The following is a 26,229-nucleotide window of genomic DNA, read 5'->3' as shown; positions in this document are numbered from 1 at the left end:
TTTCGAAAATAAGAACGCGCTATTCTTTTATATTGAATAGCGCGTTACGTTTTATTTCATCATCTCGCGAATTAATTTTCCCAGCTGTTTCACAGCCTGTTCCTCACGCTCTCCCCAGTGCCATGCGGTATTAAAGCGAAAGAAACGAGTCCAGCTCCCCGAGGTCGAAAACATTTTTCCCGGTGCAATGCTGATATGGTGCGCCAGTGCCTGGGTGCTGAGCACGCCTGCATCAAGCGGTTCTGGCAGTTCCAGCCACAGAAAATAGCCGCTGTCGTTATGGTGAATTTTGACTTCCGCCGGAAGATGGCGCAGCAACGTTTGCCAGGCCTGCTGTTTGCGTTCCGCCAGTTGACGGCGTAAGCGGCGCAGATGCGCGTCATAGCGCCGGGTTGACAGATAATCCACGAGCGCAAGCTGCATGGGGGAACTGGTGGATAACGTGCTCATGAGCTGGAGTCGCTGAATACGTCGAGCATGCTTCCCGGCCGCCACCCAGCCCACGCGAAATCCGGGCACCAGGCACTTCGAGAAAGACGAACAATGCAAAACGCTGTCGGCGCGATCCCAGGCTTTGGCAGGCAGTGGTTTTTCGCGACCAAAGTACAGCTCGCTGTAGACATCATCTTCTATCAGCATTACATGATATTTTTCCAGCAATGCGACCAGGTGCGCCTTTTTCTCTGGGCTGAGCGTAAAACCCAGCGGATTTTGGCTGTTGGTCATCAACCAGCAGGCTTTTACCGGATACTCCTGCAACGCTTGCTCCAGCGCGGTAAGATCGATCCCCTCTTTCACGTCGGTGGCAATCGAAAGCGCCTTCAGCCGTAATCGCTCCAGGGCCTGCAACGCCCCATAGAAACAGGGATTTTCGACAATTACCCAGTCTCCCGGTTCGGTAACCGCCTGCAGGCTCAGGTTGAGGGCATCAAGCGCACCGGTTGTGATGACAATTTCATCAGGTGAAATGGTCATCCCCTGTTGAGCATAGCGGCGGGCAATGGCATGGCGCAGCTCATCATTTCCCGGCGGCAGGTTTTCTATCACGCTCATGGCGGTCGCGGTTTTACTGACCTGCGCCAGCGAGCGGTTCAACTGCTGGAGGGGAAACAGACGCGGATCGGGGAATGCAGAAGCAAATGGCATCACTGACGCATCCCGGCTGGCCTGCAGCATATCAAAAATATAGGTGTTGATATCCACCGCTTCATCGCGCATCACCTGCGCCTGCGGCGCTGCCAGCTCACGTTCAGGGCGCGCGGCAACATAGTAACCCGACTGCGGCCGGGCGATAATCCGGCCCTGACTTTCCAGCAACTGATATGCATGTCCGACGGTCATAAAACTCATGCCGCTGCTGACCACCTGCTCGCGCAAGGATGGCAAGCGATCGCCGGGCTGCCATACGCCAGACGCGATTTGATCGCGAATTTGCTCAGCCAGTCGCTGGTATTTTTTCATTTTTCGTCCTGATAATCGGTGTCGGTGACACGCACTGTATATATCAGTTTACATAATCAGGGCATTTTTTATAACTGTTATAGTTAACAGTTTTACAACATTGTTACTGACAGCTCCTTGCCTAAGGCGCGTGCAGCTATTTGCACAGCATCAATTTTTGTCGCGTGCTTTAAATCGAACAAACGGGTAATTTCCTGCTTAGGCCTGCCAATCCTGTTTGCCAGCTCCTGCTGGGTGATTTTTGATTCAAGAAAGGCATTTAACAAAAGAACCTTCGACGCAATGCTCAGGGGGATTTCCACATAGTCACCTTCAGCGCCAACCGCCGAAGGTAAAGGAATCGGTTCGTTATCGTCGAAATAGAATTCAAAAGCGGTCACCAATGCAGACTGCGCAGCCTGCAAAGCCCCATGACGGGTTTCGCCCTGAGTTAATGCTTCAGGAATATCCGGGAAAGAAACCACGAATCCACCTTCCACGGCGGGGATTAGATTAACGGGATAACGCATGATTTTTTCAAAATCTCTCATATAATTAACCTCATATTGATGATGACTGTAAACCAAGCTGCTTCAGGATCGATTTTCGCAAGGCTTCTTTTATTTCATCACCAGGATGCCTGGGCATAACGCTACGCCTTCCCTGGTACCTCAACTTCAGATGATTTGAGCCGTTTGTAACAGCCACTCCCTGAGATTCAAGCCAGCGTCTGAACTCACTTTGCTTCACTGCGCCTCCCTGTCGTCTATTATACGCACAAAGTAAACATTTATGATTACCTTTTCATTACCTCGCTAGTGATAGCGTAAAATCACTCGCGTGGGGAGGACGCGATTCAATAACAGGAATCCAGGTTCCAGATTTCATATCAGCCAGGCCAACCTATAACAGCACGACAACTGTTATGGTTAAAAAGAACTGTTCTGTTTCTGCCTTCCATTGCTTCGCAGCCTTAGAATTGCGCTAAATCAATTTTGCCTGCGGAGCTAAGCATGTTCGGTCTTGACGCGTTTCACCTGGCGAGGATCCAGTTCGCGTTTACGGTATCCTTTCACATCATCTTTCCGGCGATTACCATTGGCCTCGCCAGTTATCTGGCGGTGCTCGAAGGGTTATGGTTAAAAACGAAAAATCCGACCTGGCGCTCGCTATACCATTTCTGGTCGAAAATATTCGCCGTAAACTTTGGTATGGGCGTGGTTTCCGGGCTGGTGATGGCTTATCAGTTCGGCACGAACTGGAGTGGTTTTTCCGAGTTCGCCGGTAGCATCACCGGGCCGCTGCTGACCTATGAAGTATTAACCGCCTTCTTCCTCGAAGCGGGCTTCCTCGGGGTAATGCTGTTTGGCTGGAACCGGGTTGGCCCAGGACTTCACTTCTTCGCGACCTGTATGGTTGCGCTGGGTACTATTATTTCTACCTTCTGGATCCTCGCCTCCAACAGCTGGATGCAAACGCCACAGGGCTATGAAATTGTTAACGGGCAAGTCGTTCCCGTCGACTGGTTCGCCGTGATTTTCAATCCTTCCTTCCCTTATCGTTTGCTGCATATGTCCGTTGCCGCCTTCCTGAGCAGCGCGCTGTTTGTCGCGGCATCAGCCGCATGGCATTTATTGCGCGGTAATAGCACGCCAGCAATTCGCGCGATGTTTTCAATGGCGCTGTGGATGACGTTAATCGTCGCCCCGCTGCAGGCCTTAATTGGCGATATGCACGGGTTGAATACGCTGAAGCACCAGCCTGCAAAAATTGCGGCGATTGAAGGACACTGGGAAAATCCGCCCGGTGAACCGACCCCGCTGCTGTTGTTCGGCTGGCCGGATATGGAGCAGGAGCGCACCCGCTATGGGCTGGAAATCCCGGCGCTGGGCAGCCTGATCCTGACTCATAGTCTGGATAAACAGGTCCCGGCGTTAAAAGAATTTCCGAAGGAAGACAGGCCCAATTCCACCATCGTGTTCTGGTCGTTTCGCATTATGGCAGGGTTAGGCATGCTGATGATCCTGCTGGGCGCGTTTGCCCTGTGGCTGCGTTATAAGCAGCGGCTATACACCTCACGTCCTTTCCTGCGCTTTGCATTGTGGATGGGGCCCTCCGGTCTGATTGCCATCCTTGCTGGCTGGGTGACCACCGAAGTTGGCCGTCAGCCGTGGGTGGTTTACGGTTTGCAACGTACGGCGGATGCGGTTTCCGCACATGGTGATTTACATATGAGCATCAGCCTACTGTCTTTCTTTGTGGTGTATAGCTCGGTGTTTGGCGTGGGTTACAGCTACATGATCCGCCTGATCCGTAAAGGACCACAGGAAGATGAGCCGACCATTCCACCAACAGGCACGCCGGCGCGGCCGCTTTCTGCTGTCGTTCTCGATTCTCAACCGGAGGCACACCGCTAATGGGTATCGATTTATCAGTTATCTGGTTTGTAATTATCGTGTTCGCCACGCTGATGTATATCGTGATGGACGGTTTTGATCTCGGGATCGGTATTTTATTCCCTGCGATTTCGGATGCGGATGACCGCGATGTGATGGTCAACAGCGTCGCCCCGGTATGGGACGGTAATGAAACCTGGCTGGTGTTGGGCGGCGCCGGATTATTCGGCGCTTTTCCCCTGGCCTATGCGGTGATTGTCGATGCGCTGACGATCCCGTTGACCCTGATGCTCATCGGCCTGATATTTCGCGGCGTCGCGTTTGAGTTTCGCTTCAAAGCCACGCCGGCGCATCGACCATTCTGGGATAAAGCTTTTCTCGGCGGTTCAATCCTCGCGACATTCACTCAGGGTATTGTGGTCGGTGCCGTACTCAATGGATTTTCCGTCACCGGACGCAGCTACAGCGGCGGTCCTTTCGACTGGCTGACCCCCTTTACCCTGTTCTGCGGCGTGGGCCTGGTTGTAGCCTACGCCCTGTTGGGGGCAACATGGCTGGTGATGAAAAGCGAAAATCCGTTGCAGGATAAAATGCGCTGCGTGGCAAGAAAACTGCTGCTGGCGATGCTGGTTGTCATTGCCATTATCAGTCTGTGGACGCCGCTGGCGCACAGCGCCATTGCCGATCGTTGGTTTAGCCTGCCCAATCTGTGGTTCCTGATGCCGGTTCCGCTCCTGGTTGCGCTGATTAGCCTCTGGCTGTGGCGTTCGCTGGGTCAGCAAAACAGCCATACGCTGCCTTTTGTATTGACGCTGGGGCTGATTTTTCTCGGGTTCAGCGGGCTGGGGATCAGTATCTGGCCCCACATCATTCCACCGTCCATTACGCTGTGGCAGGCGGCAGCTCCGGCGCAGAGTCAGGGCTTTATGTTGGTTGGCGCGCTGCTGATTATCCCGATAATCCTGGTGTACACCTTCTGGAGCTACTACGTTTTCCGCGGCAAAGTTCAACATGGTGAGGGGTATCATTGATGCAACAGACAATCTGGAAACGCCTGATGTGGCTGGTGATCCTCTGGGGCGGCAGCGTGCTGGCCCTGGCCGCCGTTGGTATGTTCTTTCGTCTCCTGATGACGGCCGCCGGATTTAAATCCTGATTCTCTCCCTGATAACAACCGGGCAGCGCTGCACTGCCCGGTTGTGACAAATCCCAACGTTATCTAAACAAAAATGTAAAAAACATCGAAATGACAAAACAGAGATTGTCATTAACCCGATTAAAATATTGAATAGTCACCTGGCGAAATTATCGTCAATTCCGCAGCTAACGTACCAGAGGGTGCATGATGTTTAAGAAAGGGTTAACGGTGTTATTGCTGGCCAGCGCGCTTTTTTCCGGTCAGCTTCTCGCTACTAATCAGGGACATGAATATCTTCAGGTGCAGGATGCCGATCACTTATTACGACACACAGCCGACAGCGATGAACTACGAATGACGGCGGAAGAATCCGCCGCCGATCTTCGCGAACACCATTACTGGCAAAAATCACGCAAACCCGATACACATCAGAGCTAACCGTTAGCTTTTACGCTTTGGCAACGTTTTCAGCAGTTCTTCAGGGCTGATGGAAGCCACCACGCTGCCCGGCAACGGCATCTTCAGAATGTGATGTTTCATCTTGCCGATCACGTGCATTTCGCACGGTCGGCAATCAAATTTCAGCGTCAGGACCTCATCGCCGTTAACCAACTGCATCGGCGTGGCTTTCCAGCTTTTGATATTTCCTTTCGCCTGTTTCGGACACAGGTTAAACGCAAAACGCAGGCAATGTTTGGTGATCATCACAGGCACATCGCCCTTTTCTTCATGCGCCTCATAGGCGGCATCAATCAACTGCACGCCATAACGGTGATAAAACTCTCGCGCTTTATGGTTGTAGACGTTAGCCAGAAAGCTCAGATGCGTTTGCGGGTAAACCGGCACCGGCTGGGCAACCGGTTTACGGCGACCGCGCTGATAGTTTTGCAAACGAGCGGCATCCAGCATGTCGACCGCTTCACGTCGCAGCTGATTCAGTTGACCGTTAGGCACGAACAATGCTCCCGGCAGATTCACCTGAATATTACGGGCGTAATACAGCGTTTGTCCCAGCTTTGCCAGGCCATCCTGTAGGTTGCTCAACGCTTTTTCTGCATTGTTCGCTTCCTCAAACTGGCCGTCCAGCGTATGGGTGATACTCACCCCCTCCTCACTGGTGAGCGTCAGGATCAACTGTTCCTGCCAGCCGCCCAGCTCAATATCGACCGCGACGCGGCGTTCGCTGGAGGTTTTGGCCAACGCCTGCTGCCAGTTATGATCGAGATTGCGGTTCAGCGGATGGTTGGCGCGCACTTTGTGCAGGTCGGCGGGCATTTCATTCGGCCACACCCGATAACGATTGTGCCCCGTTTTTTCAACGGTGTTGGCGCGAAATCCGACGACCTCACGCTTGATTAACACGTTCAGACCATCCCCGTTGGCCAGCGGTTCTGTTACCTCAACATCGAGATGATCTTTTGCCACCTTCAGGACTTCGCCAACCGGCAGACCGATGAACTTTGGTGAGTCGAATGCGCCGATATCCCCCTTACGGGCATTCACAAAATAATCGGTGCTGCCGCGATGGAAGGTCTTTTCCGTGGATGGAGTAAAGAAATGTTCGGTACGCCCGGCTGAAGAACGGGCAAGATCGCCGCGCTCTTCAATAATGGCGTCCAGCATCTGACGATAATGCGCGGTAATATTCTTCACATAGCTCATGTCTTTATAGCGCCCTTCAATTTTGAAGGAGCGCACGCCTGCGTCAATCAACGCGCCGAGGTTGGCGGTCTGATCGTTATCTTTCATCGACAGCAGATGTTTTTCATAGGACACCACGCGCCCCTGATCGTCTTTCAGGGTATACGGCAGGCGACAAGCCTGAGAACAGTCACCGCGGTTAGCGCTACGTCCGGTTTGCGCATGTGAAATATAACACTGGCCTGAATAGGCGACGCACAGCGCACCGTGAATGAAAAATTCAATAGTCGCATCCGTAGCCTGATGAATGGCGTTTATTTGCTCAAGGCTCAGTTCGCGCGCGAGGACAATTTGGGTGAATCCGACGTCAGAAAGAAACTTCGCCTTCTCGACGCTGCGAATATCACATTGGGTGCTGGCATGCAGCTCAATGGGAGGAATATCCAGCTCCAGAATCCCCATATCCTGCACAATCAGAGCGTCAACGCCGGTCTGATACAGATCGGTAATTAATCGCTGTGCGGGCTCCAGCTCATCATCATGCAAGATTGTATTCAGCGTCACAAAGATTTTCGCCCCGTAACGATGCGCAAACGGCACCAGTTCGGCGATATCTTTCAGGCTGTTACTGGCGTTATGACGCGCGCCAAAACCCGGTCCGCCAATGTAAACGGCGTCAGCGCCGTGCAAAATGGCTTCACGTGCAATGGCGGTATCCCGGGCCGGGCTTAACAATTCAAGGTGATGAGGCTGCTGGCGCATACAGTTGTTACCATCCACAAGTGGTAAAAATGGCGGCTATTGTAGTCACAAGCGCGGCTTTTCGGAATAGTTTTCCCGATTAACCGCGCGGGTAATGGATCAGGGAATGAAAGTGAACCGTTTGTTCGCTACTGTTACGGTAGCTATGCGCCCTGTCTCCCGCAAAACGCACCCCCTCGCCGGATTTCATGGTGCGCCACTGCCCCTCAATACACATATCCAGCAGCCCATTTATCACCACCACGTGCTCTATAACGCCGGTTTCATGCGGAGTCGATTCACTGAGTGCGCCGGGTGCCAGCTGTATCGAAAAATGATCGAAGCACAGCTGTGGGTCCCACGGAAACAATGGCGTGACGACCATCGCCTGCTGCTGGGGATCGAATGTTGGCGCGCCGTCTGACTCTGGCGGTGAAATAAACGTCGAGAATGGCACGTTCAGTCCGGTAGCAATTTTCCACAATGTCGCCACCGTTGGGCTGGATTCGTTGCGCTCAATCTGCCCCAACATGGCTTTTGACACGCCGGTTTCCTCCGCTAAACGTGACAGGCTCCATTCCCGCTGGTGACGTAGCGTGCGGAGCGTTGTGGCCAGATAGTGGGTTAAGTTTTCCATTTTTCGCCTTCCTGACTCTCCTTTCTCAAGGCTACAGCTTAGCACTTGTACGCTATAACGCACAGTGCTACATTAATTGACCGTTATAACGCACACGGAGTGACTATGCGCGCATTTTCCATCCCACTACCCACCGTATTATCGGGTTTTGTGGCTGTCCTGGTCGGTTACGCCAGCTCGGCTGCCATTATCTGGCAAGCGGCCCTGGCCGCAGGTGCGACCACCGATCAAATCGCGGGCTGGATGACCGCGCTGGGGATTGCAATGGGCGTCAGTACGCTGGCGCTGACGTTATGGTATCGCGCTCCTGTGCTCACGGCCTGGTCAACACCTGGCGCCGCGCTGCTGGTTACGGGTCTGCACGGGGTATCGATTCAGGATGCTATCGGCGTTTTTATCGTAGCTAACGCGTTGATTGTGCTGTGCGGCATAACCGGATTGTTTGCCCGTCTGATGAAAATAATCCCTCACTCACTGGCATCAGCCATGCTGGCCGGGATCCTGCTGCGCTTTGGTCTGCAGGCCTTTAATAGCCTCAACAGTGAGCTTATTTTGTGCGGTAGTATGCTGGTGGCATGGCTGGTATTTAAAGTCACAGCCCCACGGTACGCGACGATCGCCGCGATGCTGGCGGGTATCGCTATCGCGCTAATAAAAGGTGACATTGTCACAAGCGGAGTGAATTTATCGCCGGTCATACCTGCGTTTATTGCCCCACACTTTTCATTTGCCCACAGTATCAGCATTGCGCTGCCGCTGTTTCTGGTTACCATGGCTTCGCAAAATGCCCCAGGTATTGCCACTATGAATGCGTCGGGCTATTCATTACCCGTTTCACCGCTCATTATCTTTACCGGCCTGCTGGCGCTGCTGTTTTCGCCGTTTGGTGTCTACTCCATCTGCATTGCCGCCATAACCGCCGCAATTTGCCAAAGTCCCGAAGCGCATCCTGATGCCAAACGACGCTGGCTCGCCGCCGCCGCGGCTGGCGTCTTCTATCTTCTGGCAGGGGTGTTTGGCGGTTCAGTCACAGGACTAATGGCGGCACTACCCGTAAGCTGGATCCAGATGCTGGCCGGTCTGGCCTTGCTCGGGACGATTAGCGGTAGTTTGTATCAGGCGTTGCATAATGAAGCGGAACGCGACGCAGCCATCGTTACGTTTTTGGTCACGGCCAGCGGCCTGACGTTATTGGGGGTTGGATCTGCATTCTGGGGGCTGGTCGTCGGCGGTATCTGCTACGCCGTGTTGACGTTATTTCGCCGCACGTAGCTGCGTTGGCGTTTTACCGGTTACCTGTTTAAACCGGTTACTAAAATGGCTTGCCGAACTGAATCCGCAGGTCATCGCAATATCTGACAAACTGCGTGAAGTGTAACAGACCAGATGCTGTGCCAGCGCCATACGACGTTGCATCACGTACTGATGCGGTGCCATATTCATCGACTGGCGAAACATTCTGGCAAAATGGAATTCGCTAAGCGCCGCCTCGCTAGCCAGATCGTTCAGGGTGATTGGGTACGCCAGATGCGCGTCAATATAGGCCAGCACGTTACGCAAGGTGACGGGCGCGAGTCCCCCGGTGACGGTGGGCAGTCGCCATTGGACGTTGCTGTAATGCTGGATCAGATGCGTTAACAGTAGCGAAGATGCCGCGCTGAGCGTGAGGTGATTGGCCGGTTGCTGCCAGTCGTTATCAAGCAGAAACTGACGGTAAACCGCCGTGATCCCCGGGTCACTGCCAAACGTGTGCTCGTCCAGCGTGAAGCTATAGGGGCTTTTATCCCAGACTTTTTCACCCACTTCGCGTAGATGTTCGTCGGTACAATAGAGATGAACAAAGGAAAGATCGTCGCGGATATCCCAACTTGACTCGCTCTCTTTCGGCATCAGGCAAAAACGGTCCGGTCCGCCGCCATTCTTCCAGCCCCCCGCCGTTTTGTGGTAACTCTCGTAGCCATCCGCGATATATAAACTGAGCGTATGGTGATCGCAATACTGGGTGATGGTATCGCGCTTGTTTGACCAGGCCGCCAGTTGGATCCCTGAATGTAACGCAACCGATTCATGCAGCACGGCATTATGTTTGCGTAAGTTTTCAAAGGCATCGTAGGGCTGAGGCATACCATCACATTCAAAATAAGTTAGCAGGCTTTCAGTCTATAACAGCCACATATTGTTAACAGCTTCCTTTTCGCTTTTACGCTAAAAAAGCGCAAGATTTTGCAAGTCCGCCGCAAACCGATGAAAGCCTCCTGCCGCCAGACATGACACAGTGTGAACCTGAATCCAAAAAAGAGAGAGTTGTATGAACGCACTGTTGTACTGCCTGGTGGTGGTAATTTGGGGAACGACATGGATTGCGATTTATTTGCAGCAGGGCCCGGTTTCTGCGCCGGTTTCTATCTTTTGGCGCTTCGCCGTTGCCAGTTCGCTGATGATAGTGATCCTGCTGGTTAGCGGTAAATTACGCAAACTGTCTGGTCGCGATCATCTGTTTTGTCTGTTACAGGGTGGATGCGTTTTTTGCTTCAACTTCTGGTGTTTTTATACGGCTGCGGCCTGGATTAATACCGGCCTGGAGTCGGTAATTTTCTCAATGGCCGTCCTGTTCAATGCGGTCAATAGCTTCATCTTTTTTGGGCAAAGACCACCGCTGCGTTTCTATATCGCAGCCGGTCTTGGACTGACGGGCATTGTGACTCTGTTCTGGCAGGATTTGCTCAACAGCGGATTCAATCATTCCTTGCTGCTGGGTATCGGCTTAAGCGCCCTTGGAACCTTCGGTTTCTCATTGGGTAATATGATCAGCATGCGTCACCAGAAAAAAGGGCTGGAAGTGTTAACGACCAACAGTTGGGCCATGCTGTACGGCACGCTGTTGATCGCTGCCATTGCGCTGATGCGCGGGGACAATTTTACGCCACAGTGGACATTCAGCTATCTCAGCGCGCTGTTATATCTGGCTATTTTTGGCTCAGTGATTGCTTTCGGCGCTTATTTCACACTGGTAGGTCGCATTGGTCCCAGTAGGGCGGCATACAGCACCCTGCTTTTCCCGCTGGTTGCGCTAACGCTGTCAACATTGTATGAAGGATACGTCTGGCAGGTTAACGCTATTGCCGGATTAGTATTGATTTTACTGGGGAATATGGTGATGTTTGCCCGACCAGAAGTGCTGATGGGTAAACTATTCTATCGACGCCGGGTGGCATAAAAAAAACGCACCATCCTGAGATGGTGCGTTGATTATTATTGTGGTTTTTTGTTCACGTCAAACATGGTGGCATCCGTCGCCATGTCATCAACAACTTTCTTCAACGTTTCGAATGTCATCGGCGTATTTTCGTTGCTCAGATCTTTACCTTCACCCTTACGTACAACTTTAATTACCGGTTTATTGGTCGCAGCATCAATCAACTCACCCTCGAAATAGAGGTTGGTATCCATGGTACGGTGACCCGTTGCCATTTGTGTTCCCGCAACGAGCAGCGCAACCGGGATCACTTCATAGAACTGCAGTCCTTCTTTGCTCGTTGCAACACCGGTAATCGCTCCGCGGAAAATCAGGCTACGTGGCCCAGGGGTAGTAACCAGGGGCTTACGCTTGCTGATGGCGGATTTCAACTGGGTATTGGTGTAGGTCAGCAGTTGATCAAGAACCTGCTGCCCTACCTGCGTGGTAGGTTTAGGAACCGGATAATACGTTACCGGGTTATATACAATGTTGTCATATTTGGATTCGTTGTAGCTCGGATCAACCCAACGGAGTACGGTTTGTCCCGATGCTGATTGTGTTTCCTTCAAATCAGAGTAATTTTTTAAAAACCCAGAATATTTATCCGGCGCGGTCACTTTTGACGCACAGCCGGATAATGCCTACAAGCCAGTAAGCACTGCAACTTTAAATAAAGTTTGAGTACGCATGAAACGATCCCTTTAGTTTTCGCAATGATGCTTAAAAAGGATAGCAAAACCGTTTCATTTTGGATGTACTAAAAATGGTAAACACCGCACAATTTTCTCTCTACGCCCGGCACAAAAAATGCTGAGCGCAGAAAGAGTTAACCCAGGCGGGAGGTTCAGGCAGTTTTGCGTGCCAGCATTGTGGCAAAGCGCAGTTTAATTCGATTACCGTTTTCATCCGTACGATGAAGTTCACCCACGTCTTCGTTATATTTCAGCAGCTCCCATCCGCTGTAATAATTGCGCAATTCTCCGGTTTTAAACGCGAACGGGAAACCCACGGTACAAGGAAAATCATCGGTATCCATCGCCGCGACGATTAAGTTATATCCGCCCGGTTTAGTGCAACGCTGCATATTTTCAATAAGGCCAGGGATAGTTTTGGCTTCAAGGAACATCAGCACAACGGTAGAAAGAATAAAATCATATTCGCCGTCAAAGCGTAATGCGTTGAGATCCGCGACGTTCGCGTGCAGATTGGTCAGCCCTTCCGCCGCTTTGATACGCTCAAGGTTAGCGATGCTCATGGGATTTTTATCCCATGCTGTCACGTCATAACCGTTTGCCGCAAGGTACAGGCTGTTACGACCGTTACCGCAGCCCAGGTCTAACGTTTTACCTGGCTTAACAATTTTTGCCGCTTCAACAACATCGGAATGCGTACGAGTTAAATCGTATTTCTCAGTAAAGTAGTTTTCGTCGCAAAGGGTCATTATTTATCCTCAGATTTCAGTAATGCAGCACGCTCCGTGCGGATGAGCAGTTTCCCCTGCATCAGCAATGCAAACGTACGTACCAGTAATAATGCAATGATAAAATTGGTAAAAATAAACAGTGGGATCGCCAGCGTATGAAAAAATCCTGACTCGCTACCGTGGCCCAGATGCAGCCCTGTTGTCGCCAGAGCCGACACGCCAAACGAGAAGCTCCAGAAAGATGCATTAAATGGCTGTGACAAATACCACGGCATGAGCCGTAGCATGAACAGCAGTTGCAGCAGACCATAGCCGAACAGCATTTTGGCTAACGTATCGCCCTCGCCACCGTTAACGCTAAGCCAGGCGCTGCAGGCGACCAGCGCAGGCGCCAGTTGAATGCCAAGTGAAGTACGTAACACCGCAGGCAACTCACCGCAGCTACGTAAACGTTGCAGAATCACCGGCTCCAGACTGAGCCAGGAAAAAACCCCGGCGCCCAAAAACACCAATCCTGCGTCGTTGAAACCCAGTGCGCCACAGGCCATTGCACTGATAAAGTTATTGGCGACGGTCGGCAGATACAGACCCGGCGTGGTGGCTTCCTCTGGATGCGATCCACGCCACAACCCTGCCGTTTGCCAGGCGGCGTAGGCCAGCTGTATCACCACGCCAATGCTGAACAACCCAATCGCCAGCGGTCGATACCACGGGACAAAACCAATCGCGACCAGCATCGTTGTGGCCGGAAACAGACTGACAAAGCTGCTCATCACCGGGTGACGAATTTCAGCCAATACGCTATGCGGAAAACGCAGTAAACGGCTAAGAAAGGCCAGCGTCAGCAGCCCCCAAATGACCATTGCGAGGATCACTAAACCGTCGCCAATCAAGTGACTCACTGGCCACACCTGACTGGCATAACGCCACGCAAACCCCATCCCAATGATGCCCAGTACCATGCCAAAATAACCGGCCGGAAGATTGAGGACCCGCTCACTCTGTTTGTTCTTACTCATTTTGTTTATTTTTTAAAGTATATTTGAAATGCATTTTATGGAATTTCCGCTGATTTAGCCAGTGCGGAAAACTTTGCTACGTTTAACTAAGGTGCGCAACATGGAAATGAGCTATGACCAAATATCGTCTCAGCGATGAGTCTCGATCCTTTAGTTACCAGGATAATGGCAATAAAAAAAGCGTATTACTACGCCAAATCATTGCGCTCACTGATTTTAATGATGTCCAGGCCGGTACGCCCGGTGGCTGGATCGACAATGAAAGCGTGCTGTCACAAAGCGGTGATTGCTGGATTTACGATGAAAACGCGCTCGCATTTTCCGGCGCGACGATTACAGGAAACGCCCGCATTACTCAGGCAAGCGTGGTCAGAGATGGCGCGCAAATTAGCGATGACGTGTGGATTGACCAGGCTGAAATCAGTCATAACGCGCAAATACGTGACAACGTCACCATTCAGGATTCTGTGGTTCGCGGCGAGTGCCTTCTCTTTGGTGATGCGCGCGTGATGTGTGACTCTGAAATCATCGCCGCCAGGGGGCTAACCCGTGAAAGCGACCAGTTCCTGCAAATTTATGATCGGGCTTTTGTCAGCCACTCACGAGTGGTGCATCAGGCGCAGATCTATGGCGATGCGAAAATCAACTATGCCTTTATTGAACATCGGGCGGAAGTTTTTGATTTCGCACAGGTGGAAGGTAATGAAGAGAACAATGTCTGGATTTGCGATTGCGCCAAAGTCTATGGATATGCGCGCGTCATCGCCGGGAGCGAAGAAGATGCCATACCTACCCTACGCTACAGTTCGCAGGTGGCGGAGCACGCGGTAGTTGAAGGTAACTGCGTGCTGAAACACCACGTGCTGGTCGGCGGTCATGCGCAATTACGCGGTGGACCGCTCCAGTTAGACGACCACATCCTGATTGAAGGCCACGTCTGCGTGCTGGGCGAAGTGCTGATCGAGCATCACATTGAGATAACCGGTCAGGCGCATATCCAGGCGTTTGATGGCGATGCCATTCACCTACGCGGACCGAAAGTGATTAACGGTGAACAGCGCATTACGCGCACGCCTATCGCAGGTTTATTCTGAAGAGCCATCAATGATACGGGCGTAGAGATTCACATCACAGTAATCACCATTAAGGAATTCCGCCTGTTGCATACATCCTTCCAGTTGGAAGCCATTACGTAGCGCCACCTGGTTGCTCTCAACGTTTTCTACGCGACATTTAATCACGAAGCGGCGAATCTCCTGACGCTGCGCATAATGATGAATTAAGGCCTGTAGCGCCAGGGACATGATGCCTTTACCCTGATGCTCCTCATCCAGCCAGTAGCCGATATAAGCCGCTTTGTTCAGCGGTTCTATCTGGTTAAACGAGATAACCCCGACCACATTTTCTTGCGCAAAAATCAGGAACATTTTGGCGTAACCGCGCTGGTGCAACATCATATTGCCCTGCACATTCTTGCGGGTGTCCTCCTCAGAGGCAACAAACTGCGGCCAGTTCAGCGACTGCTGGAGCCAGCGTTTATTTTTAAGCACCAACTGATGCAGAGGCGTGACGTGTTGCTCTTCTACGGCACGCAGTTCCAGCGTGTCATTGATGGTAATCACTTCTGACATTTTCATTCCATTATGATGGTTAAGCAGGCCACCCTGCTCATCAAATAAAAACAGGAAGGGCTCCCTTTTGGAAGCCCTTTTACACAGCAAGCGCCGTTTTACTTAGCTCTCACTGACACTCTCTTTTTGCAATATTTTGAGCAGATCTTCCTTCAGGTGGAGTTTCTGTTTCTTAAGGCGAACAATGTCCAAACTATACCCCCGACCATCCGAACCTTCCAGTCTGGAGATCTCATGATCAAGGCTGTTGTGTTTTTCGAATAAGGACAGAAAGCGAGGGTTCTCGGATTTCAGTCGGGAAATAAGGTCTCTGTATTCTGGAAACATACTTTCTCCCTGTTAGTGGAAAAGGACGTGTATAAGAAATACACACCTCCAGAGTACCCACTTGACTTACAGAAAAATGCGAACGGGATCGAGTAAATAGTGTACAGAATGGTTGTGAAGAGGATTACAGATACGGCTCCCCATTCGGAGAGCCGTAAAGGGAGTGATTAACGCATCTCGCGGTCGTCAACGTACTGACGTTTATCCGGCGCTGGCGGGAAGTACTGATACAGCCAGGTTTCACTGATGGCGTCGCCCTGACAACGCAGGAACATACGCATATCTACCGGATCGGTTGAGTCAGAGGTCGGATACCAGTCAAACTGAATACGATAACCGTCGATAGGTTCCACGTAAAGGATCTCAATCTGTTTCGCTTCACCGCTGGAGAGCGTAATCACCGGTTCAATACCCTTCGGCGCTGCGGCTTTTAGATCGCCACCGACGAAATCAACAGCAAAACGTCGCGCCCATTTTTCCGGGTAGTGCTCGCCCGGCGCCCATCCTTCCGGGAAGCCGCCCATGCCTGTTCGGGTCGCCATCACGCGAGCCAGCGGTGAACGCACCGGCGGCTGTGCGCTCCAGTACAGGCGATATTTGAATTCCAGATCATCGCCCGCTTTGATCGACCTTTCAGGCTGCCAGAAGCAGACGACGTTATCCAGCGTTTCGCCGGTCGTCGGGATCTCCATCAGGCCGATAGTCCCCTTGCCCCACTGGTTACGCGGTTCGACCCACAGGCTCGGACGCTTGTTGTACCAGCCCATGATATCCTGGTAATGGGAGAAGTCGCGATCGAGCTGCAGCAAGCCAAACCCTTTCGGGTTGTTATCGGTATAGGCGTTGAACTGCAGTTTTTGCGGGTTATTCAGCGGGCGGCAGATCCACTCGCCATTGCCCCGCCACATCGCCAGACGGTCGGAATCATGAATTTGCGGGTGAATGGTGTCACACATCCGACGTTCGTTGTTGCCGCAGCTAAACATGCTGGTCATCGGTGCAATACCGAGCTGCTTGATGTCTTTGCGCGCATAGATGTGGTTTTGTACATCCATGATCACCTGCGTTTTCTCGCAGTGGATCACGAACTTAAATGCACCGGTTACGCTGGGGCTGTCGAGAAGCGCATACACGGTAAAGGAGGTTGCGCCCGGTTTGACCGTTTCGAACCAGAAAGAGGTGAAATCAGGAAACTCTTCTTTGCTGTCGGTGTAGGTATCTACCGCCAGACCGCGGGCCGATAAACCGTACTGATAGGTGTCATCCACGGCGCGGAAATAGCTGGCGCCCAGGAAAGAAACGATATCGCGACGGGCTAATTCTGGCGCTTTAAACACGCGGAACCCGGCGAACCCGAGGTCAGTCTGCCCTTCCAGCTGTTTGGTATCCACACCCGCATCATTGTATTTAAACAGTTCCGGGCGGAAGTGGATTTCGCGCGCCATATGCGTGCTGCCATCAACCGAGAACATGCGTACGCGGCGACGGAAGCCCATTCCCACGTGGAAGAACTGCGCATCAAGCTGACGATTTTCAACATTGTTCCACAGAGACTGCTCTGCGTCATATTGAATGCTGTTGTAGGCCTGCGGCGTCAGTTTGGCCAGCGTGTCAGGTAACGCGCGCGGTGCGCCGCCCCAGGGCTTCTGTGCTAAGTCATGGGCCATCGATTGCAGAACGGAAAAATCAAAACGTACGGTTTTTCCGTCTGCAATGTCAGACTCTGCCGCAAAGGCGGCGCTGGAAAAGAGTGATGCAATACCACTGGTTCCGCACACGGCGGCCATTGCCATTGAACCTTTAATAAATCGTCTGCGATTCATGCCTGAAAGTGAGTCCTTCTGGTCGTGTAAATGGTCCCGCGCCGGCCATAATCAGCGGCAAGAGAGTGCACATTTCTGACCGCTCACTCTAGACAAAATTCATTAATAATCCAATTGTTGGTCGCCGATTATCTGTACAAAATCGAAAATATTTTATGTCGATGGGAACAGACCGAATCCCATGTAAATTCAATTAAAGTAAACCACACCGCCGTTTACTGCGATCTTGCGCCTCCTGATACAGCGCAAACTCATCATAAACCGCACACCCCAGCGCCTGTTCAAACGCGTCGCGGCTGGAATTACCGTGGCTACGGGCCTGAGTTTCATTCCCCAGATTAGACTGGAAAATCCCCGCGGCGCTCACCGGTAAAAAATCTTCGTAGGTAATGGGCTGAGCAACCAGCCAGCCTCGCTCAATGAGCGGCTGCGGGTCGTCATCCGGGCGAATCGCCTGTCGATGCGCCTCGCCCGACGGCGTCAACCGGTAGCGGAACCAGGCAAGTCCCTGCTGGCGCAGCAGAAATTCGCTGTCCGGGAATGCTTTGAACACCTCCTGCAAATGCAGCTGATGTGTCAGGTTGTCTTTTCCCGTTCCCGCTTTATTCAGCAATTCGTCGTACAATGCTCTGCCTTTCGGCGTCAGGGCCACGCCGCGCTGTTCGATTTCACCAAAACGCGCCGTGTGAGTGCCACGCATTTCACCGGCAAATAACACCGGCTCTTCCAGCGCTTTAAAACTGGTCTGGCGCAATAAAATGGGCACCTCACGGCGCGGCGGCCCTTCAATCAGTATTTTGGGTTCAATGCCACACTCCGGCATCATCGACTGAACCCGGTCGATATCCAGCGTACGCGGCGTCAGATGGTTGATATGACACCCAGGGAAACACACCACATCAGCAATCAGCCGGTGCTCATTGTGCAATGCGTGATAGGTCGCCTCATCGACCGTGGCATGCTGATGCCAGCGGAAAGTTTCCAGCGCTTCTTGCACAAACTCCTGCGCCTGCTCAGGCGTAAAACTGCCCTGCACATCAAACTCATCCAGCAGTTCGTGACAACGACGGGTGAAAATATCGCGTTTCGCGAGGATCTCCGCGGCTTTTTGCCGTAGCGCGGCGTTTTCGATTAATTCGAGCCGCAATAACGAGGTGAATACCCGAAACGGGTTGCGCGAAAGCGACGCATCGTCAATGGGACGAAACGCGGTGGAATGCACGGGAACACCGGCCTGGGAGAGATCGTAATAACTCACCGGATACATGCCCATAATGGCAAACATCCGGCGTAGCGTAGAAAGCTCCTGCGCAGTGCCCACCCGAATGGCGCCGTGGCGCTCAACGTTTAGCCGGGCCAGCTCATCTGCATTCGCCAGTTTTTCATGCAGCGTAGGATTATTTTCCAGTACCGCCAGATTCACATCAGCGACAAGTTCCAGCAACGTGCCATATTGCGGAACTTCCTGCTGGTACATTGCTGACATTGCCTGCGAAAATTGTTCCCGAATCTCATCTGCCGTGATGGTGTTCGCCATAATGTCATGCCTCCAGTGAATATTACCTGGAGTGTAGAAAACGCCGCTGACTCCGGTGGGAAGAATTTACAAAGTGTGACCCCGCGTAAATTTCCCACCCCTACAGACGGTGAACAGAACCTACTGGCGTGGTTTTAAATGACTTTCCAGCCAGGGCAACATCTGTTTTTTACGGCTGAGCATCCCCTCCACCTTACAGGGCTGCGGGATGTCTGACAGCGCTGTACCGGTAAACCACAGGCTGGTGTCGCCCAGATTGATATCGGTGAGCATCAGTACAACCAGCGCGGCATTCTTTTCCTCTGCATAGCGCGCCATTTCCAGACGGAGATCGTCCAGCACCGCATCCACCTGTTGCAGCGCATACAGTTCAAGCTGCGCCACACACACCGAATGTCCATGAATGGTGAAGGTTTTAATGTCTTTCTGCAGAAGCTCGCGGGCGCTCATGCCTTCCACGCTTGTTTTAGCAAACAGCAGGTCGCGACTAAACGCCTCGAGATCCACACCGGTTTTTTGGGCCAGGGCCTCCACCGCCAGACGATCGTCAGAGGTGGTCGTTGGCGAACGAAGCGTGACAGTGTCACTCAATGCCGCACCCAGCAATAAAACGGCCTCAGCGGCAGACAACTGGTTGCGCTCCTCTTCCGTCATCAGTTGCCATAACAGCGTCGCGCTGCTGCCAACTGGCTTCACCCACACTTCTGGTGGCAGACGAGTGACTAATCCACCGAGTCGGTGATGATCGATAATTCCCACGACGTTACTTTCTGCCAGCGATGCCGGCCCCTGGGCAGGCTCGGTGAAATCGACCAGCCACACATCACGATCGGTCAGTTCAAACGTCAGCCGTTCGGGCATCGTCAGTCCTGCATGCTCAAAGATAAATTGCGTTTCGCGGTTAGGTTCGCCCAGACGCCATGCCGTCGCCTGCTGGCCACGTAAAGTAAGCCAACGCGCCGTCATGGCGGCGGTACAAATGGCATCGCTATCGGGGTTAAGGTGCCCTATTACATCTATCATTAATCAGTACCTTGTGAAGATAATGGTTCAAAAGCAAACAATAACGAAAGTATATCGACTGGACGGATTCTCTTCCATGATCCCACCGCCCGGCAGCGCTGTACAAAACATAAGCAAAATAAATCAGTTGTAAGTAAAATAGGATAAATGTTAATAATATTTTGCTATCAAGTTATCAAAATCGAACAACTTCACTTGTCACCGATACGACTCTGTTTTTAACATCTCTATATGGAAAAAAATGTTCTGTTCAATCAGCGCATTCGCTTGCGCCACCTTCATACTTTTGTCGCCGTTGCACAGCAGGGAACGTTGGGCCGCGCGGCTGAGACCCTTAACCTGAGCCAACCAGCCCTCTCCAAAACGCTGAATGAACTGGAGCAACTGACCGGTACCCGGCTCTTTGAGCGTGGCCGTCTTGGCGCACAATTAACGCTGCCCGGAGAACAGTTTCTTACCCACGCAGTCAGAGTGCTGGATGCGCTCAACACCGCCGGACAAGCCTTAAACCAGCGCGAAGAGTCACAGACGGATGTCGTACGGATTGGCGCCTTACCCACCGCGGCCCTGGGCATTCTGCCGGCTGTCATTGGCCCGTTCCATAAGCAGCAAATGGAGACCACGCTGCAGGTTGCCACCATGAGTAATCCCATGATCCTGGCGGGTTTAAAGTCAGGGGAAATTGATCTCGGCATTGGCCGTATGGCCGATCCGGAATTGATGGTTGGTCTGAACTACGAGCTGTTATTTCTGGAATCGCTCAAACTGGTCGTGCGCCCTAACCACCCGTTGTTGCAGGAAACCATCACGCTGAGTCGGGTGATGGAGTGGCCGGTGGTGGTTTCACCAAAAGGAACCGCCCCTCGCCAGCACGCAGAGGCGTTGTTGCAAAGTCAGGGCTGCAAAATGCCGCCGGGCTGTATTGAAACGCTGTCAGCATCACTCTCCCGCCAACTGACGGTCGATTACGACTATGTGTGGTTTGTCCCTTCAGGCGCAGTTAGAGAAGATTTACGCCAGGCGACGCTGGTGTCGTTGCCGATACCCACCCACGGTGCGGGTGAACCCATCGGCATTCTTACCCGTGTCGATGTGCAGCTCTCTCAGGCCGCGCAGATCCTGATCGCCGCAATACGCAAAACTGTACCGTTTTGATGCCAAAAATTAAGGGACCATCAGGTCCCTTAATTGATTTTATTGTTAAAACGTTTCCCAGTTATCGCCACTGGCAGTTGCCGCCTGCGGGCGTGAATGGTCAGGCTTTGTCGTCACAGGCGCGCGTTTAATAGCACTTGTCCCTGTTAAACGGAATGTGCCAACAGCTTCCGTTAAGCGCGCCGCCTGCTCTTCCAGCGATGCCGCAGCGGCAGAGGCTTCTTCAACCAGCGAGGCATTTTGCTGCGTTACCTTATCCATTTCTGAAATTGCCTGGCTCACCTGGACGATACCCCGGCTCTGCTCATCAGATGCCGCTGCAATTTCCAGCATAATGTCGGTGACGCGTTTTACCGCATCGACAATATCCGTCATCGTATTGCCCGCAGCGACCACTTCTCCGGAGCCCTGGTCAATCAGTCGGACTGATTCGCTGATCAATCCTTCAATCTCTTTTGCCGCCTGAGCGCTGCGGCTTGCCAGCGTGCGCACCTCACTGGCAACCACGGCAAACCCACGGCCCTGCTCTCCTGCCCGTGCTGCTTCAACCGCTGCGTTCAGCGCCAGAATATTGGTCTGGAAAGCAATGCTGTTAATAACGGCTGTGATTTCGGAGATTTTCTTCGAACTCGTTGAGATATTGCCCATAGTTTTGACCACGCCAGAAACCATCTGACCGCCCCGACTGGCCTTACCGGAGGCATCTTCTGCCAGCTTGCTCGCATGATGCGCGTTGTCGGCGTTTTGCTTCACCGTCGCCGTCAACTCTTCCATGCTGGCCGCCGTTTGTTCAATCGCCGCAGCCTGTTGTTCGGTACGTGAAGACAGATCGGTGTTCCCCGCCGAAATCTCACTGGTACCGCGATAAATCTCTTCCGCACCCTGACGCACCGTGCCTACCGTTGTCCCCAGCGAACGTTGCATTGTTTGCAGATGGCGGCTCAGGCGACCAATTTCGCTGCGCCCGGTCGGTTCCTCCGGCATGGTCAGATCCCCCGCTGAAATTTGCTCAATGCGCTGGGCGGCACGCAACAGAGGATGAATGACGGTACGGCGCAGAACAATGAACGTCATCACGGTCAGCGCCAGCGCAAGAACAAATGCGCCCAGCATAAAAGCCATACCAAGCTGTGTACGCTGATGCGCCTGTTCGCTTAACTGATTCGCCCTGGTGGTACGAATGTCGATCGCCTTTAACAGCACCTTGTTGTACGCAGAGTCCAGCGGTCTGGCCTGTTCATTTTCATGGTTGATGATCGCTTCAAACATGCCGTTTTTAGCGTACTTCAGCATCGGCTGTAAGCCGTCGGTATAGGCTTTGAAGCTGGCGCTCAGTTCAGCGTCTAACGCTTCATCGGCAGACGTTTTTACCGCGCGTGACATATAAGCATTGAAACCGTCCTGCGACTGCTTAATCCGTTTTTCTGCCTCGGCGATATTGGCCTTCATGTCATCCATTTCGGCAATACGGCTCGCCGCGCCGGCGTGGATCATGTTGATACGCGCGGTACGCAAGTGGTTAGAGCTGTTAGATAACCCCATCCTGACCTGAATCTCATCGGTCACGTCGCGCTGATCGCGATCGGCCTGCATAAGAAAATAGCCTGCCAGCCCGGAACTTAAGGCGAACAGCAGAAGGATGCCACCGAGAATGGAGGAAAACAGCGGAACCAGTCGGATTTGATGCAGAAAGCCCAGTTTATGCTGGGCTTGCATCGATGTAGTGTTGTCCATGACCGTCGACTCTCTTGTAGGGTTTATGCGTGAAAACACGCCCGTTAGATAGTCATCGGCAATCCGGGAAGTTTACTTACCGTGAAAAGCGCCGGATTCGTCACACTTTCACAACATAATTCTAAAAAATTCAGGAAAGTGCCAGCGGTGAAATCCGCTGGCCAATGAATTAGTTATCGCCAAAGTGGATAACGGTACGGATGGATTTACCCTGATGCATTAAATCGAACGCGTCGTTAATCTGCTCCAGCGGTAAACGGTGGGTAATAAACGGATCCAACTGAATTTTCCCGCTCATCGCATCTTCAACCATACCAGGAAGCTGAGTACGCCCCTTCACGCCGCCAAACGCGGAACCGCGCCAGACACGCCCGGTAACCAACTGGAACGGACGCGTTTTGATCTCTTGTCCGGCTCCTGCCACGCCAATAATGATGCTTTCGCCCCACCCTTTATGGCAGCATTCCAGCGCCGCGCGCATCACGTTAACGTTACCGATACATTCGAAACTAAAGTCCACGCCGCCATCGGTAAGCTCGACAATCACATCCTGAATCGGTTTGTCGTAATCCTTCGGATTGATGAAATCGGTCGCGCCCATTTCACCTGCCAGCGTAAATTTTTCCGGATTGGTATCAACGGCCAGAATACGCCCGGCTTTCGCCTGCGCCGCGCCCTGAATCACCGCCAGGCCAATGCCGCCCAGACCAAATACGGCGACGGTATCACTTTCTTTCACTTTTGCGGTGTTATGGACCGCTCCGATACCGGTGGTCACGCCACACCCCAGCAGACACACTTTGTCCAGCGGAGCCTGCGGGTTAACCTTCGCCAGAGAGATCTCCGCGCAAACGGTGTATTCGCTGAAGGTGCTGGTGCCCATATAGTGATAAATCGGCTCGCCGTTATACGAGAAACGGGTTGTGCCATCCGGCATCAGACCTTTGCCCTGGGTCGCACGTACGGCCTGACACAGGTTAGTTTTACCCGATTTACAGAACTTACACTCGCCACATTCTGCGGTGTATAGCGGGATCACATGATCGCCCGGTTTCAGGCTGGTAACGCCTTCACCCACTTCAACCACAATGCCGCCACCTTCATGGCCGAGCACCGCCGGGAAAACCCCTTCCGGATCGTCGCCTGAGAGCGTAAAAGCATCAGTATGGCACACGCCGGTGTGGGTAATTTTAACCAGCACTTCACCTTTCTTTGGCGGTGCGACATCGATTTCGACAATTTTTAACGGTTGGCCAGGGCCGAATGCAACTGCTGCACGTGATTTCATTTGTCTCTTCCCATTATTGCGAGGTGATGGTGTTATTTTAGATAAGCACGCAGAAGATGGCCGATTTCAGCCATGCGCACGGCACGCTGGTCTGGGGTTGTTTCCCCGCTGACCAGTTCGTCTTTCAGGTGGATCTCAACCATTTCGCCCATCAGGCCATTGGATGCGCCGCGCACGGCGGCAATTTGTTGCAGGATAGCCAAACACGGCTCGCCGGACTCCAGCGCGCGCTCAAGCGCATCAACCTGACCGCGAATACGGCGTACACGGGTGAGAATGCGTTTTTTATCTTCGGGTGAATGCGGCATACGCCCTCCAAATACTATAGAGGGGTATACTATCAGTCTTTTTAACTAATTGTAAAATTAATAACTTGTTATTATTTAATACGTTGCACAAACAGCACATTTAGACATATGTGGACATATCACCGTGTAAAGCGGTTTTAGAGCCGCAACACCGAGCGCTTTGTCGATGTATTCTGCATCGCTGAACAGTCCGGATTTTTTCTGGAGCAGCGTAACTGGATTGTCACTCGCAAAGAACAGGCAATTGAAAGACTCATGTAATTATGATCAATACGAATACCCCCGACTACAAACCGGGGGTTTCTATTTTTTAATACGCTATATATATAATAATTAGTTACTTATTCCGTAACTGCACACTCTGGCACGCGAATTTCCTTAATGAGCCTGGAAAAACTTTTTAACGAACACATTCCCTGAATATTTTTCTCTTCACATGCAATTAATTTTAAATCAACTTTGCCGGCAGGTTTTTCTAACGACAACGGTTGTATATCCCTCATATCTCTCAGCGTCTGATAAACAAATGAAACCTGAACCCAATCAGTATTATCACTGGTTCTTTTCCGCTTTTCGAATACAAGCTCCCCACCAGGAGGGGTATTATCGGGTTGACCGGGCAGCGACCAGTTAAGATCTAAAGCCCCGCTTAAATTTGCAAGATTGGTATCATGACCAGCAATAAACAACAGAGATACGGGTAATTTTATGCCATACCTGTTTTCTGTTGTACCATTTGTCAATAATGCAGTGTCTATCATATCGAGTAATGGTGTGGCTCTACTACGGGCAACTTCTGGAGTTCTTTGCAAAAGATCAAACTGAGCGTTATGCAGACTTAACAAATCTCTCCATTCTTTTTCTCCCGTAATACGCCCCCAGGCTACCTGTGGCATTCCCTGGGCCTCTTGCAACAGAAATATCTCAGTCAGCGTGGAAGAAAGACTCCAGGCACCAGGTAATGATACATTGTCAGGAGTAACCTTAAGTTCAGACGGTAAAGCCTCTGGTAATGTGCATTTCGTAGCCTTCTCTGTAGTCTTACATGTCTCCGATTGTGAGAAATTTAAAACATTTTCCAGGGTCCGAAATGAAGATTGATAGCGTTGGGTATACAGTTCAATATTTCCTCCGGCCCGTTCCAGAATAGCGTTTTTAACCTTCAATGTGTTAAACGAACATTTCCCCATTTTTACCGGATTAAAAAGAGGATCAGTTTTTTCTTCATCCTTCTGATAATGCACTTGAATTTGACATTTTGGTGCTAACCCAGCCAGAAACGCCTCACCCGTTTTACGGGTGCGTTGATCCGTGTCTGCAATAACAGCAACCTGCCCTGGAGATGGGCACGTTTGATTATTCAACAGACCTTTGCTCGTGAACCATAAACGTTGATACTGACCTAATTCAGAAACAAGTTCTCCCCCATGAGGCGTTAGCCATCCTAACGGCACATCCCATTGTGGCCATTGATCGGGTGTAACATCTTTCATTATTGGAGTGAACTTCGTAGGTGCTCTTACTCCATGACGACTCACTATCACAACCCGCTCAAGTTTCATACCGTTCTGCTCTTCAGCATGTATTGAGAAAGAACCGCATAAGAGAGAAAAAAATAATAAACGAATGATGAATGTACTCATTACCAGCACCACCTTTTCGTAAGTGAAAAACAAACAACTCGTATAAGCCAGTTCGATAACTGGTTCTATCAGATAGAAATAATCCTA

The 26,229-nt window shown here is 51.8% G+C and carries 25 protein-coding genes and 1 pseudogene; 8 read left to right on the top strand and 18 right to left on the bottom strand.

The window, feature by feature from the left end:
• Nucleotides 1-51: 51 nt before the first annotated feature.
• The 3 genes from HV334_RS12215 to HV334_RS12205 all read right to left on the bottom strand — a co-directional run bounded on the left by HV334_RS12215 (nucleotide 52) and on the right by HV334_RS12205 (nucleotide 2,190).
• Nucleotides 52-1,461 carry a PLP-dependent aminotransferase family protein gene (locus tag HV334_RS12215; RefSeq protein WP_019076828.1) on the bottom strand — a complete coding sequence of 470 codons (1,410 nt, stop codon included), beginning with the start codon at nucleotides 1,459-1,461 and terminating at the stop codon, nucleotides 52-54.
• 92 nt (nucleotides 1,462-1,553) lie between these two features.
• Nucleotides 1,554-1,970 (bottom strand): type II toxin-antitoxin system HicB family antitoxin, encoded by a 417-nt coding sequence (locus HV334_RS12210; protein ID WP_131341011.1) that lies wholly within the window; start codon nucleotides 1,968-1,970, stop codon nucleotides 1,554-1,556.
• A gap of 31 nt (nucleotides 1,971-2,001) precedes the next feature.
• Nucleotides 2,002-2,190 (bottom strand): type II toxin-antitoxin system HicA family toxin, encoded by a 189-nt coding sequence (locus HV334_RS12205; protein ID WP_049259794.1) that lies wholly within the window; start codon nucleotides 2,188-2,190, stop codon nucleotides 2,002-2,004.
• 263 nt (nucleotides 2,191-2,453) lie between these two features.
• Here HV334_RS12205 and HV334_RS12200 point away from each other — a divergent pair, with 263 nt between their 5' ends.
• The 4 genes from HV334_RS12200 (at nucleotide 2,454) to HV334_RS12185 (ending at nucleotide 5,412) form a co-directional block, all read left to right on the top strand.
• The gene (locus HV334_RS12200; protein WP_047417372.1) at nucleotides 2,454-3,857 is read left to right on the top strand and encodes a cytochrome ubiquinol oxidase subunit I; all 1,404 of its coding nucleotides are present in this window, start codon (nucleotides 2,454-2,456) and stop codon (nucleotides 3,855-3,857) included.
• On the top strand, nucleotides 3,857-4,867 hold the full coding sequence (gene cydB, locus HV334_RS12195) for a cytochrome d ubiquinol oxidase subunit II (protein WP_141875205.1): 1,011 nt from the start codon (nucleotides 3,857-3,859) through the stop codon (nucleotides 4,865-4,867). Before HV334_RS12200 ends, cydB begins: the two co-directional genes overlap by 1 nt.
• Nucleotides 4,867-4,992 (top strand): DUF2474 domain-containing protein, encoded by a 126-nt coding sequence (locus tag HV334_RS12190; RefSeq protein WP_003020230.1) that lies wholly within the window; start codon nucleotides 4,867-4,869, stop codon nucleotides 4,990-4,992. The genes cydB and HV334_RS12190 overlap by 1 nt, the downstream gene beginning before the upstream one ends.
• 189 nt (nucleotides 4,993-5,181) lie before the next feature.
• A complete protein-coding gene (locus HV334_RS12185) occupies nucleotides 5,182-5,412 on the top strand; it encodes a DUF2554 family protein (RefSeq protein WP_016153158.1) in 231 nt (76 codons plus the stop codon).
• Nucleotides 5,413-5,415: 3 nt separating this feature from the next.
• On the opposite strand, the gene HV334_RS12180 is transcribed toward HV334_RS12185, so the two are convergent.
• A complete protein-coding gene (locus HV334_RS12180; protein WP_181221812.1) occupies nucleotides 5,416-7,377 on the bottom strand; it encodes a U32 family peptidase in 1,962 nt (653 codons plus the stop codon).
• A gap of 79 nt (nucleotides 7,378-7,456) precedes the next feature.
• Nucleotides 7,457-7,993, bottom strand: a complete 537-nt coding sequence (locus HV334_RS12175) for an XRE family transcriptional regulator (RefSeq protein ID WP_016153160.1) — start codon at nucleotides 7,991-7,993, stop codon at nucleotides 7,457-7,459.
• Nucleotides 7,994-8,098: 105 nt separating this feature from the next.
• Here HV334_RS12175 and HV334_RS12170 point away from each other — a divergent pair, with 105 nt between their 5' ends.
• Nucleotides 8,099-9,265, top strand: a complete 1,167-nt coding sequence (locus HV334_RS12170) for a benzoate/H(+) symporter BenE family transporter (protein ID WP_181221811.1) — start codon at nucleotides 8,099-8,101, stop codon at nucleotides 9,263-9,265.
• Here HV334_RS12170 and HV334_RS12165 read toward each other — a convergent pair.
• Nucleotides 9,248-10,117 carry a helix-turn-helix domain-containing protein gene (locus tag HV334_RS12165; RefSeq protein ID WP_046275602.1) on the bottom strand — a complete coding sequence of 290 codons (870 nt, stop codon included), beginning with the start codon at nucleotides 10,115-10,117 and terminating at the stop codon, nucleotides 9,248-9,250. The two genes, HV334_RS12170 and HV334_RS12165, sit on opposite strands and share 18 nt — an antisense overlap.
• A gap of 184 nt (nucleotides 10,118-10,301) precedes the next feature.
• Between HV334_RS12165 and HV334_RS12160 the strand changes: the two genes are divergently transcribed.
• Entirely contained in the window at nucleotides 10,302-11,210 is a 909-nt protein-coding gene (locus tag HV334_RS12160) for a DMT family transporter (protein WP_016156589.1), read from the top strand.
• Between the two features lie 35 nt (nucleotides 11,211-11,245).
• Here the strand turns inward: HV334_RS12160 and HV334_RS12155 are convergent.
• The 3 genes and pseudogenes from HV334_RS12155 to tehA all read right to left on the bottom strand — a co-directional run bounded on the left by HV334_RS12155 (nucleotide 11,246) and on the right by tehA (nucleotide 13,673).
• Nucleotides 11,246-11,920 (bottom strand): annotated as a pseudogene (locus HV334_RS12155) (DUF3313 domain-containing protein).
• A 155-nt stretch (nucleotides 11,921-12,075) separates the two neighbouring features.
• Nucleotides 12,076-12,672 (bottom strand): tellurite resistance methyltransferase TehB, encoded by a 597-nt coding sequence (gene tehB, locus HV334_RS12150; protein ID WP_181221804.1) that lies wholly within the window; start codon nucleotides 12,670-12,672, stop codon nucleotides 12,076-12,078.
• Nucleotides 12,672-13,673 (bottom strand): dicarboxylate transporter/tellurite-resistance protein TehA, encoded by a 1,002-nt coding sequence (gene tehA, locus HV334_RS12145; RefSeq protein ID WP_047358122.1) that lies wholly within the window; start codon nucleotides 13,671-13,673, stop codon nucleotides 12,672-12,674. The genes tehB and tehA overlap by 1 nt, the downstream gene beginning before the upstream one ends.
• Nucleotides 13,674-13,786: 113 nt before the next feature.
• Between tehA and ydcK the strand changes: the two genes are divergently transcribed.
• Complete coding sequence (ydcK, locus tag HV334_RS12140; protein WP_181221802.1) at nucleotides 13,787-14,767, top strand: YdcK family protein; 981 nt, start codon at nucleotides 13,787-13,789, stop codon at nucleotides 14,765-14,767.
• Here the strand turns inward: ydcK and rimL are convergent.
• The 5 genes from rimL to HV334_RS12115 all read right to left on the bottom strand — a co-directional run bounded on the left by rimL (nucleotide 14,759) and on the right by HV334_RS12115 (nucleotide 20,014).
• Nucleotides 14,759-15,304: a 50S ribosomal protein L7/L12-serine acetyltransferase gene (gene rimL, locus HV334_RS12135; protein WP_181221801.1), complete on the bottom strand. Its 546-nt coding sequence runs from the start codon at nucleotides 15,302-15,304 to the stop codon at nucleotides 14,759-14,761. The two genes, ydcK and rimL, sit on opposite strands and share 9 nt — an antisense overlap.
• A 102-nt stretch (nucleotides 15,305-15,406) precedes the next feature.
• Nucleotides 15,407-15,631 (bottom strand): YdcH family protein, encoded by a 225-nt coding sequence (locus tag HV334_RS12130; protein WP_003833168.1) that lies wholly within the window; start codon nucleotides 15,629-15,631, stop codon nucleotides 15,407-15,409.
• Nucleotides 15,632-15,798: 167 nt separating this feature from the next.
• Nucleotides 15,799-17,454 carry a glucan biosynthesis protein gene (locus HV334_RS12125; RefSeq protein WP_029139548.1) on the bottom strand — a complete coding sequence of 552 codons (1,656 nt, stop codon included), beginning with the start codon at nucleotides 17,452-17,454 and terminating at the stop codon, nucleotides 15,799-15,801.
• A gap of 193 nt (nucleotides 17,455-17,647) precedes the next feature.
• Nucleotides 17,648-18,991 carry a VOC family protein gene (locus HV334_RS12120; protein WP_016156596.1) on the bottom strand — a complete coding sequence of 448 codons (1,344 nt, stop codon included), beginning with the start codon at nucleotides 18,989-18,991 and terminating at the stop codon, nucleotides 17,648-17,650.
• Nucleotides 18,992-19,111: 120 nt separating this feature from the next.
• Nucleotides 19,112-20,014, bottom strand: coding sequence for a manganese-dependent inorganic pyrophosphatase (locus HV334_RS12115; RefSeq protein WP_181221799.1), 903 nt, complete (start codon nucleotides 20,012-20,014; stop codon nucleotides 19,112-19,114).
• Nucleotides 20,015-20,245: 231 nt separating this feature from the next.
• On the opposite strand from HV334_RS12115, the gene pcaQ reads away from it, so the two are divergent.
• Nucleotides 20,246-21,169 (top strand): pca operon transcription factor PcaQ, encoded by a 924-nt coding sequence (gene pcaQ, locus HV334_RS12110; protein ID WP_003020288.1) that lies wholly within the window; start codon nucleotides 20,246-20,248, stop codon nucleotides 21,167-21,169.
• 45 nt (nucleotides 21,170-21,214) lie between these two features.
• Here the strand turns inward: pcaQ and HV334_RS12105 are convergent, their stop codons facing one another.
• From HV334_RS12105 to HV334_RS12090, 4 genes are all read right to left on the bottom strand, one after another.
• Nucleotides 21,215-22,903: a methyl-accepting chemotaxis protein gene (locus HV334_RS12105; protein ID WP_181221797.1), complete on the bottom strand. Its 1,689-nt coding sequence runs from the start codon at nucleotides 22,901-22,903 to the stop codon at nucleotides 21,215-21,217.
• Between the two features lie 169 nt (nucleotides 22,904-23,072).
• Nucleotides 23,073-24,191, bottom strand: coding sequence for an S-(hydroxymethyl)glutathione dehydrogenase/class III alcohol dehydrogenase (locus HV334_RS12100; protein ID WP_181221795.1), 1,119 nt, complete (start codon nucleotides 24,189-24,191; stop codon nucleotides 23,073-23,075).
• A gap of 32 nt (nucleotides 24,192-24,223) precedes the next feature.
• Nucleotides 24,224-24,499 (bottom strand): metal/formaldehyde-sensitive transcriptional repressor, encoded by a 276-nt coding sequence (locus tag HV334_RS12095; protein WP_003833178.1) that lies wholly within the window; start codon nucleotides 24,497-24,499, stop codon nucleotides 24,224-24,226.
• A gap of 341 nt (nucleotides 24,500-24,840) precedes the next feature.
• Entirely contained in the window at nucleotides 24,841-26,142 is a 1,302-nt protein-coding gene (locus HV334_RS12090; RefSeq protein ID WP_181221793.1) for an AppA family phytase/histidine-type acid phosphatase, read from the bottom strand.
• Between the last annotated feature and the right edge of the window lie 87 nt (nucleotides 26,143-26,229).

It is taken from the genome of Citrobacter sp. RHBSTW-00944 (genome assembly GCF_013615435.1).
In the GTDB taxonomy this organism is placed as follows: Bacteria; Pseudomonadota; Gammaproteobacteria; order Enterobacterales; family Enterobacteriaceae; genus Citrobacter; species Citrobacter braakii.
The sequence above is the reverse complement of the archived record's forward strand: the minus strand, read 5'-3'. Positions and strand labels throughout refer to the sequence as shown.

Bases quoted from the DNA above. Each gene is read 5' to 3' on its own strand.
- HV334_RS12130 (WP_003833168.1), bottom strand. From the start codon at position 15,631: ATGTTTCCAGAATACAGAGACCTTATTTCCCGACTGAAATCCGAGAAC.
- HV334_RS12165 (WP_046275602.1), bottom strand. From the start codon at position 10,117: ATGCCTCAGCCCTACGATGCCTTTGAAAACTTACGCAAACATAATGCC.
- ydcK (WP_181221802.1), top strand. From the start codon at position 13,787: ATGACCAAATATCGTCTCAGCGATGAGTCTCGATCCTTTAGTTACCAG.
- HV334_RS12120 (WP_016156596.1), bottom strand. From the start codon at position 18,991: ATGGCGAACACCATCACGGCAGATGAGATTCGGGAACAATTTTCGCAG.
- pcaQ (WP_003020288.1), top strand. From the start codon at position 20,246: ATGGAAAAAAATGTTCTGTTCAATCAGCGCATTCGCTTGCGCCACCTT.
- HV334_RS12215 (WP_019076828.1), bottom strand. From the start codon at position 1,461: ATGAAAAAATACCAGCGACTGGCTGAGCAAATTCGCGATCAAATCGCG.
- HV334_RS12090 (WP_181221793.1), bottom strand. From the start codon at position 26,142: ATGAGTACATTCATCATTCGTTTATTATTTTTTTCTCTCTTATGCGGT.
- HV334_RS12170 (WP_181221811.1), top strand. From the start codon at position 8,099: ATGCGCGCATTTTCCATCCCACTACCCACCGTATTATCGGGTTTTGTG.
- HV334_RS12175 (WP_016153160.1), bottom strand. From the start codon at position 7,993: ATGGAAAACTTAACCCACTATCTGGCCACAACGCTCCGCACGCTACGT.
- HV334_RS12210 (WP_131341011.1), bottom strand. From the start codon at position 1,970: ATGCGTTATCCCGTTAATCTAATCCCCGCCGTGGAAGGTGGATTCGTG.
- HV334_RS12100 (WP_181221795.1), bottom strand. From the start codon at position 24,191: ATGAAATCACGTGCAGCAGTTGCATTCGGCCCTGGCCAACCGTTAAAA.
- rimL (WP_181221801.1), bottom strand. From the start codon at position 15,304: ATGTCAGAAGTGATTACCATCAATGACACGCTGGAACTGCGTGCCGTA.
- cydB (WP_141875205.1), top strand. From the start codon at position 3,857: ATGGGTATCGATTTATCAGTTATCTGGTTTGTAATTATCGTGTTCGCC.
- HV334_RS12160 (WP_016156589.1), top strand. From the start codon at position 10,302: ATGAACGCACTGTTGTACTGCCTGGTGGTGGTAATTTGGGGAACGACA.
- HV334_RS12190 (WP_003020230.1), top strand. From the start codon at position 4,867: ATGCAACAGACAATCTGGAAACGCCTGATGTGGCTGGTGATCCTCTGG.
- HV334_RS12200 (WP_047417372.1), top strand. From the start codon at position 2,454: ATGTTCGGTCTTGACGCGTTTCACCTGGCGAGGATCCAGTTCGCGTTT.
- tehA (WP_047358122.1), bottom strand. From the start codon at position 13,673: ATGAGTAAGAACAAACAGAGTGAGCGGGTCCTCAATCTTCCGGCCGGT.
- tehB (WP_181221804.1), bottom strand. From the start codon at position 12,672: ATGACCCTTTGCGACGAAAACTACTTTACTGAGAAATACGATTTAACT.
- HV334_RS12105 (WP_181221797.1), bottom strand. From the start codon at position 22,903: ATGGACAACACTACATCGATGCAAGCCCAGCATAAACTGGGCTTTCTG.
- HV334_RS12180 (WP_181221812.1), bottom strand. From the start codon at position 7,377: ATGCGCCAGCAGCCTCATCACCTTGAATTGTTAAGCCCGGCCCGGGAT.
- HV334_RS12185 (WP_016153158.1), top strand. From the start codon at position 5,182: ATGTTTAAGAAAGGGTTAACGGTGTTATTGCTGGCCAGCGCGCTTTTT.
- HV334_RS12115 (WP_181221799.1), bottom strand. From the start codon at position 20,014: ATGATAGATGTAATAGGGCACCTTAACCCCGATAGCGATGCCATTTGT.
- HV334_RS12095 (WP_003833178.1), bottom strand. From the start codon at position 24,499: ATGCCGCATTCACCCGAAGATAAAAAACGCATTCTCACCCGTGTACGC.
- HV334_RS12125 (WP_029139548.1), bottom strand. From the start codon at position 17,454: ATGAATCGCAGACGATTTATTAAAGGTTCAATGGCAATGGCCGCCGTG.